Annotated in this window: 8 protein-coding genes and 2 pseudogenes; 6 read left to right on the top strand and 4 right to left on the bottom strand. The window is 35.9% G+C overall.

All coding sequences use genetic code 11. From position 1 onward, the window contains the following. A pseudogene (locus ACEN31_RS10610) lies at window positions 1-116 on the top strand (IS30 family transposase); the annotation flags it as partial. 52 nt (window positions 117-168) lie between these two features. Here ACEN31_RS10610 and ACEN31_RS10605 read toward each other — a convergent pair. After that, window positions 169-1,527 carry a PFL family protein gene (locus ACEN31_RS10605; RefSeq protein WP_407109390.1) on the bottom strand — a complete coding sequence of 453 codons (1,359 nt, stop codon included), beginning with the start codon at window positions 1,525-1,527 and terminating at the stop codon, window positions 169-171. A gap of 11 nt (window positions 1,528-1,538) precedes the next feature. Beyond that, window positions 1,539-1,802: an ACT domain-containing protein gene (locus ACEN31_RS10600; protein ID WP_138404626.1), complete on the bottom strand. Its 264-nt coding sequence runs from the start codon at window positions 1,800-1,802 to the stop codon at window positions 1,539-1,541. Window positions 1,803-1,966: 164 nt separating this feature from the next. Here ACEN31_RS10600 and ACEN31_RS10595 point away from each other — a divergent pair. The 4 genes and pseudogenes from ACEN31_RS10595 to pyrR all read left to right on the top strand — a co-directional run bounded on the left by ACEN31_RS10595 (window position 1,967) and on the right by pyrR (window position 5,660). Continuing rightward, window positions 1,967-2,350: pseudogene (locus ACEN31_RS10595) on the top strand (Rid family detoxifying hydrolase). Between the two features lie 146 nt (window positions 2,351-2,496). After that, window positions 2,497-3,603, top strand: a complete 1,107-nt coding sequence (locus ACEN31_RS10590) for an IS4 family transposase (protein ID WP_407109389.1) — start codon at window positions 2,497-2,499, stop codon at window positions 3,601-3,603. Window positions 3,604-3,873: 270 nt separating this feature from the next. After that, window positions 3,874-5,061, top strand: coding sequence for an acetate/propionate family kinase (locus tag ACEN31_RS10585; protein WP_407109388.1), 1,188 nt, complete (start codon window positions 3,874-3,876; stop codon window positions 5,059-5,061). 68 nt (window positions 5,062-5,129) lie between these two features. Further along, a complete protein-coding gene (pyrR, locus tag ACEN31_RS10580) occupies window positions 5,130-5,660 on the top strand; it encodes a bifunctional pyr operon transcriptional regulator/uracil phosphoribosyltransferase PyrR (protein ID WP_407109387.1) in 531 nt (176 codons plus the stop codon). A 53-nt stretch (window positions 5,661-5,713) separates the two neighbouring features. Here the strand turns inward: pyrR and ACEN31_RS10575 are convergent, their stop codons facing one another. Both ACEN31_RS10575 and ACEN31_RS10570 read right to left on the bottom strand, forming a co-directional pair. Then, window positions 5,714-6,001, bottom strand: coding sequence for a hypothetical protein (locus tag ACEN31_RS10575; RefSeq protein WP_407090278.1), 288 nt, complete (start codon window positions 5,999-6,001; stop codon window positions 5,714-5,716). 18 nt (window positions 6,002-6,019) lie between these two features. Further along, a complete protein-coding gene (locus tag ACEN31_RS10570) occupies window positions 6,020-6,649 on the bottom strand; it encodes a response regulator (protein WP_407109386.1) in 630 nt (209 codons plus the stop codon). A gap of 404 nt (window positions 6,650-7,053) precedes the next feature. On the opposite strand from ACEN31_RS10570, the gene ACEN31_RS10565 reads away from it, so the two are divergent. Next, on the top strand, window positions 7,054-7,434 hold the full coding sequence (locus ACEN31_RS10565; RefSeq protein WP_407109385.1) for a VOC family protein: 381 nt from the start codon (window positions 7,054-7,056) through the stop codon (window positions 7,432-7,434). Window positions 7,435-7,558 lie beyond the last annotated feature (124 nt).

Genomic DNA, 7,558 nt, shown 5'->3' with positions numbered 1-7,558 from the left:
CAACTGATGAAGAGATACAAGGTTGGGCAACGAAATTAAATACACGTCCCAAAAAATGTTTGAATTGGAAAACACCTTATGAAATCTTTTATAAAACTGTGTTGCACTTAATTTGACAATTTAAGCTAAAGAAAAAGACTTGCTCAGAATAAGCAAGTCCTTGGGAATTTAATTTTTTAAACTTTGAAGTGGAGCAGGAATTCGTCCGCCACGATTGATAAACACTTTTGGAGAAGTTGGATTTAAAGGCATAACTGAACCTTTACCGAACAAACCACCGAAGTCTAACCATTCGTCATCAGAGCGTCCAATGGCTGGTATAACTCGTACCGCTGTGGTTTTAGAATTAATCATTCCAATAGCTGCTTCATCTGCAATAATAGCTGAGATTACTTCTGGTGGTGTTGTTCCCGAAATGACAATCATATCTAAACCAACAGAACAGACGGCTGTCATTGACATTAATGTTTCAATATTTAATGTCCCATTAGCAGCAGCTGCAATCATACCAGCATCTTCACTGACAGGGATAAACGCGCCAGATAAACCACCAACGTGAGAAGAGGCCATGACACCACCTTTCTTAACAGCGTCATTTAACATAGCTAAGGTCGCGATGGAACCATGCGCACCAACTTGGTCCAAGCCTATCTCTTCTAAGATATGAGCAACTGAATCACCAACTGCGGGAGTAGGGGCTAAAGAAAGGTCTACGATACCAAAAGGCACACCTAACATTTGTGACGCTTCAGTTCCAACTAATTGACCCATTCTTGTAATTTTAAAAGCTGTTTGCTTAATTGTATCGGCTACAACTTCAAGAGAAGCATTTTTATCAAGGTTAGCTAGAGCATTACGTACCACTCCAGGACCAGATACACCTACATTAATGACAACATCTGGCTCTCCAGATCCATGAAAAGCACCAGCCATAAAAGGGTTATCCTCAACAGCATTACAGAAAACGACAATCTTAGAAGCACCCATGCACTCATTATCTTGTGTTAATTCAGCAGCTTCACGAACGATATTTCCCAACATCACCACAGCATCCATATTGATACCCGCACGGGTTGAACCAATATTCACTGAAGAACACACATGATTTGTCTCAGCCATGGCTTGTGGAATAGATTGAATTAATTCCAAATCACCTTTACTAAAGCCTTTGTGGACTAAAGCAGAGTAACCACCGATATAGTTTACACCTATATCTTGAGCGACCTTATCTAACACTCGCGCGTATTTTAAAGGATCGCCACCGGAGGCAGCAAGCAGTTGAGAGATAGGAGTAACAGCAATCCGTTTGTTTACAATCGGAATACCAAATTTACCCTCAATCAGCTCACCAGTTTTAACTAAGTCTTTGGCAGAGTTATAAATTTTGTTATAAATTTTCTCACACGAACGATCAATATCTCCATCCGCACAATCAACTAACGATATTCCCATCGTAATGGTACGAATATCTAAGTTATCTTCTTTAATCATAGAAACAGTTTCAATAACATTTTGCATTTCTAACATGGTTTAACTCCTTAAATTCGGTGCATAGAATTGAAAATATCCTCATGCATCACGTGTATTTCCATCTCAGGGATACTTTCCTTCGTGTTCTGTTGAAATTCTTCAAATTCGATTGAAAGCTTATCAATATTCACTAACATCACCATCGTAAAATAATCTTGCATGATCGTTTGCTCAACGTCGACAACGTTCACGTTATATTTAGCGCATTGTGTCGCAACTTCTGCGAGAATCCCTACCTTATCTTTCCCAATTACAGTAATTACAGCTTGCATTGTGTTAACCACCTTTTGATTTATTTCGTAAATTATAGCACAACACAAGCATTTTCCCTACATAAAATGAAAAAATAATTAGAAACGCGAAAATAGTCACTTTCCTATACATTATTTTATAATTTATTATAATGTAAATAGACTCATAGAAAGGGTGGCTAAGTATGAAGAAAATTTATTATTCTAATAAAGCACCAAAGCCGATGGACCCATATTCGCAAGCCGTTCGTGTAGGAGATATGTTATATGTATCTGGTCAAATAGGCATTGATCCAGAAACTAATAAATTAGTTAAAGGGAATGCTGAATAAGAAATGAATCAAGTTTTCAAAAATATTGCCCATATATTAGATAGTGCAGGTTTGAATTTAACAAGCGTTGTAAAAGTTGTGTTATATATGAATGACATCGGTGATTCATCGATATTTAACGAAATCTATGCCATGAATTTTCACAAGCCGTATCCAGCTAGAAGTTCTTTTGCCGTAAGTAGTTTACCAATGGGAGCAAAAGTAAAAATGGAGGTCATTGCTCATTACGAGTCATAAAATAAGCTTAGTATTTTAAGTTATTGTTTATATTAAAAAACATTCACTAGTGTTGCATTAAAATATTAACCTGTTCCATGGCATAAAAAAATCCTTTATACTAGTACTTGGATGACTTATCCAAGACCAATACAAAGGATCTATGCATGGATAAGTATAAAACAAAAATGACAATAAATAAATGGTTTTCGTATATTAAATTAGAACAATTAAGCTTAGATTCTCGTCAAGCCATCGAACAATTTGATCGTTATGCAAATAAATTGACATTTAATAAAGTAATAAATCTCTTTCTGTATGCCATTAACGATGAAACCGAAAGTTTACGACACCTAGACCAACAACTTGTCAATCCGAATTTGAAAAAAGTAATGGGGATAGACTCTATCAGTTACTCTCAGCTTTCTCGTGCCCTACGGGCACTTGAACCAAGTGTATTACTGGAGGTTTTTAATCATTTACTTTCTCTTGTGCATAAAAAGACGAAGGTAAAGTCGAAAGAAAAACTCTATCTGATTGATTCCACAACCTTTTCATTTAGCAAGAATTCCTATCCATGGGCGCATTTTAGACCGACAAAAGCTGGCATAAAGTTACATTTAAAAGTCTGCTTCATGAATGAACGTTGGGTGCACCCTGAACAATTTGAAGTATCTCCTACTTCTGAACATGATCATGAGCACTTAGAGGTCTTTATCAATGAGCCATTGGCTACATACGTTTTTGATCGTGGGTATCTTGATTTCGCTCAATTCGATCAAATGCATTGGGATGGGTATTTCTTCGTTTCTCGGATTAAGAAGAATACGAAGGTACATGTGCAAGGCCATCTAGACGTTCCTAAAAGAACGGGTATTATCAGTGACCAGTTGCTTCAATTGGGCAGTCAAGTCTACTTGACGAGTCTCTTTCGACTTGTGACGATAGAAAGAAAGCAGCAAGCCAATTTAAGAATTATCACCAACCGCATGGATGTATCAGCTGAAGAGATTAGTAAAATGTATCAATCACGATGGCAAATCGAGCTCTTTTTCAAGCATATCAAGCAACACATGACGATTAAAAACTACTTTTCAAAGTCAGAAGAAGGTGTGGAAAATCAAGTCATACTGGCACTGATTGTCTACTTACTGACTTTACTCATCAAGCTTGAATTAGACTTAAAACAAACAGTTTTCCACGTTTTAAGGCATTTACGAGCGTTACAGTATGAACCGTTCGAATTATTTAAGGAAATATTCGAACCTGACTAAGTGAAAGAAGCCGCAAATCGATTTATCTACAACTAAATTAGTCAAAAAAATTATGGAAAAAGTCATCCGCTGCGCCAGCATTTGACTTTTTTGAAATTTTTAACGAAAACTACATGTGATTTAATTAACAATAAACAAGTAACAGTGATTTTCAGTTTTATGCAACACTAGTGAAAAACATTATAATTTAGTAGAGAACTTCTAATGCAATCTGTTATAATAAATGTATAATAGAATTATGACTTATATTGAAGAGGAGAGAATTAATTAATGTCTAAAACATTTGCAATTAATGCTGGGAGCTCAAGTTTAAAATTCCAGTTATACAATATGCCAGAAGAATCAGTTATTGCCAAAGGGTTAGTAGAAAGAATTGGTATCAACAATTCAGTATTCACAATCGAATATGGTGATGATCAAGAATTTACTGTAACAGAAGATATCGCAACTCATGCTCAAGCAGTTGATATGTTATTTGATAAATTAGAAGAATTCCAAATTATTACTGATCTAACTGAAATTACAGGTGTTGGGCACCGTGTCGTAGCAGGTGGAGAAATCTTTAAAGAATCAACATTAGTTACTTCAGAAGTAATTAAACAAGTTGAAGAATTAAGTGAATTCGCACCTTTACATAACCCAGCAGAAGCAGAAGTTATGCATGTGTTTGAAGATCGTTTACCACACGCAACTGCCGTAGCAGTGTTTGATACATCTTTCCATACAACTATGCCAGAAGTTAACTACTTATACAGCTTACCTTACGAATACTACGAAGATTTCCAAATCCGTAAGTATGGTGCTCACGGAACGAGTCATGATTTCGTAAGTAAACGTGCAGCTGAATTAATGGGCAAACCTATCGAAGACTTAAAAATCATTACGTGTCACTTAGGTAACGGTGCATCAATTACAGCCGTTGACGGTGGTAAATCTGTTGATACATCAATGGGATTCACTCCTTTAGCTGGTGTAACAATGGGTACTCGTACAGGTGATATCGATGCATCAATCATTCCATTCTTAATGGACAAATTAAACATCACTGATGTTAACGATGTAATCACAATCTTTAACAAAAAATCTGGCTTACTAGGTTTATCAGGTGTATCTAGTGATATGCGTGATGTTGAAGATGCTGCAGCAGAAGGTAACGAACGTGCACAATTAACGTTAGATATCTTCATGAACCGTGTTCAAAAATACATCGCTCAATACATCGCAGTTATGAACGGTGTTGACGCAGTAGTATTCACAGCAGGTATTGGTGAAAACTCTGGAATTACACGTAAACTAATCATGGACGGAATTACGTTCTTTGGTGGAGAAATTGATGACGAGCGTAACGACACTCGTAAAGAAGCATTAATTTCAACTGACGACTCAAGATTCGCAATCTACAACATTCCTACAAACGAAGAAGTAGCAATTGCTCGTGACGTTGAACGCTTCAAATAATAATTAACATAATCAGACCGCAAACCTAATTGGGTGAGCGGTCTATTTTTAAAAGGAGGGTTATGATAATGAGTGAAAGAGAATTAATGGATCAAAGTGGCATGCAAAGAACTTTAAAGCGTATTGCCCATGAGATCTTAGAGAAGAATAAATCGACGGAAAAACTGGTGATTCTTGGAATTAAAACAAGAGGCGAGTTTTTAGCAAAACGCCTACAAGAAAAGGTCGAAGAAATAGAAGACGTAAAATTACCGCTGGAAATTTTGGACATCACTTTCTATCGCGATGATTTATCTAAAAAATCTGTCAGTCCTGAAGTAAAAGCTGTTTCTTTTGAACATGATTTAACTGGAAAGAAAGTAGTAGTAGTGGACGATGTTCTTTATACCGGAAGAACCGTTCGTGCAGCCATGGATGCCATCTTAGAAAATGCGCGCCCATCACACATTCAATTGGCTGTTCTTGTTGATCGCGGACACCGAGAATTACCAATTCGACCAGACTATGTTGGAAAGAATATTCCAACATCTAAGCAAGAGAGAGTCAAAGTAGAAGTCGAAGAAGTCGACGGGAAAGATTTAGTCAGTGTATTAGATTAAAAAAAGTGGGGAACAGGCTCTTAAAATTGAGTCTGTTCCCCACATTTTTTATGTTATTTTTTTCCATTGTTGGCTTTGAATAACCAATAAAAGACAAATACCATAAAGAAGACGACGAAGAGTGCTGCTAACATCCAAATTAACATTAAGTCAATCAGATTATTTACGACTAAAATAAAGCCGAGAATCCCCACTAAAAATAGCAATATACTAAAAATAATAATAACTTTATTGGAATAATCGCCGAATACTTCGAGTAAAGTCCGTCTATAGATTAATAAATATGCACCCAATATCATAAACATAGCAGGAAAAGCATAAATTAAAATATTAAATATCATTTGTAAACCTTCCTTTGATTAATTTTCTTTGAATTCATTGCCTTTATAATAACTGATCGCAAGCTGGGTCCGATCACGCAACTCCAACTTCAGTAACAGTTGTGATATATAGTTTCGAACTGTTCCTTCACTCAGATAAAATTTTTCGGCAATTTCTTTATTATTCAAGCCTTTTGCGACAGCTTGATAAATATCTAATTCACGAGGTGTAAGCTCGCTCAATATGACTTGATTCGATTGAGTGACCGATTGAGCAACGTTATTGACGATCGTATTATCGAGAACAGTCTGATTATTAAGGACCGCTTCAATGGCTGGCAAGATACTTTTAATATTTTGCTTTAAGATATAGCCTTTACACCCTAATTGGAGGGCAGCTTGAATGAAATCAGAGTCCTCAAAAGTCGTAACGAGCAGAATTTTTGCTTGCAGAAATTCACTCAAAATGGTTGAAGCAGCGTCAATGCCAGATTTCTCTTGCATTCGAATATCTAACAATGTGATATCTGGTTTATAAATAGAGTAATTAGCAATGGCTTCTTCAGCAGAATAGCCTGTTACGATTACTTCGTAGCCACCATTTTCAATAATTAAACTTAATGATTCTACCACAATCGGGTCATCATCAATAATCATGACAGTTGTCAACGCGTTCACCTCTTTTATCATATTTCTTTAATTGTAGTTGAATTTACAATGTTTGTCACGGAAGATTACAAAAATACCAGAGATGAAGTGAATCATCTCTGGTATTCGATTAAAATTAAGCAAAATTAGAATGATTGCTTATGTAAATTAGCTAGCTTTTTCAGCTTGGTCGCTGGAAGTTTTGATAGCTAAAACGATTAAAATGACATACCAAATAATTTTTAACCAAGGCCAATTACGCATGTTCATTCCTCCTATCTTTATATATATTATTATACCTAATTTCAAATTAAATTACATTTAATTTGACTGATATAAGTCAATAGGTTTATAAGAAGACACCTTGTTTGGTGTAGATACCAATAAAATGTATAATGAAATTGAATAAATGAAGGAGGGGTAACATGAAGATTGAGCATATTGGCATGTGGGTTAAAGATATTGAGCAGACACGACGATTTTATGAAACGTATTTTGAAGCGTCGGCAAACAATTTATATCATAATGAGAAGAAAGGGTTTAAATCATACTTTTTAACTTTCTCAAGTGGGGCACGTTTAGAAATTATGCATCGTGATGATATAAAGGAAGCAGAAGGAGAATTGTTTGGTTATGCTCATTTAGCAATGAGTGTAGGGGACAAAGATGATGTCGATCACTTTACAAAGCGTTTAACTGATGATGGCTATGACTTATTAGATGGACCAAGAACAACAGGGGATGGCTATTATGAAGCGGTTGTTCTAGATCCAGACGGGAACCGTATCGAACTAACACCAGATTAAAGGCTCTTTGTCAAATAGGGTTGATGACTCATTTTAATCAAGATCAAGCAGCATAAGTTGTTGCTTGATCTTTTTTATTTGTCTGAGGGACATATAATCGCGTCATAAGTAAAATACGGTCTCT

This window comes from Ruoffia sp. FAM 26255, from assembly GCF_045528525.1.
In the GTDB taxonomy this organism is placed as follows: domain Bacteria; phylum Bacillota; class Bacilli; order Lactobacillales; family Aerococcaceae; genus Ruoffia; species Ruoffia tabacinasalis.
Note: the sequence above shows the minus strand (reverse complement) of the source record. Positions and strands in the feature narration are given on the sequence as shown.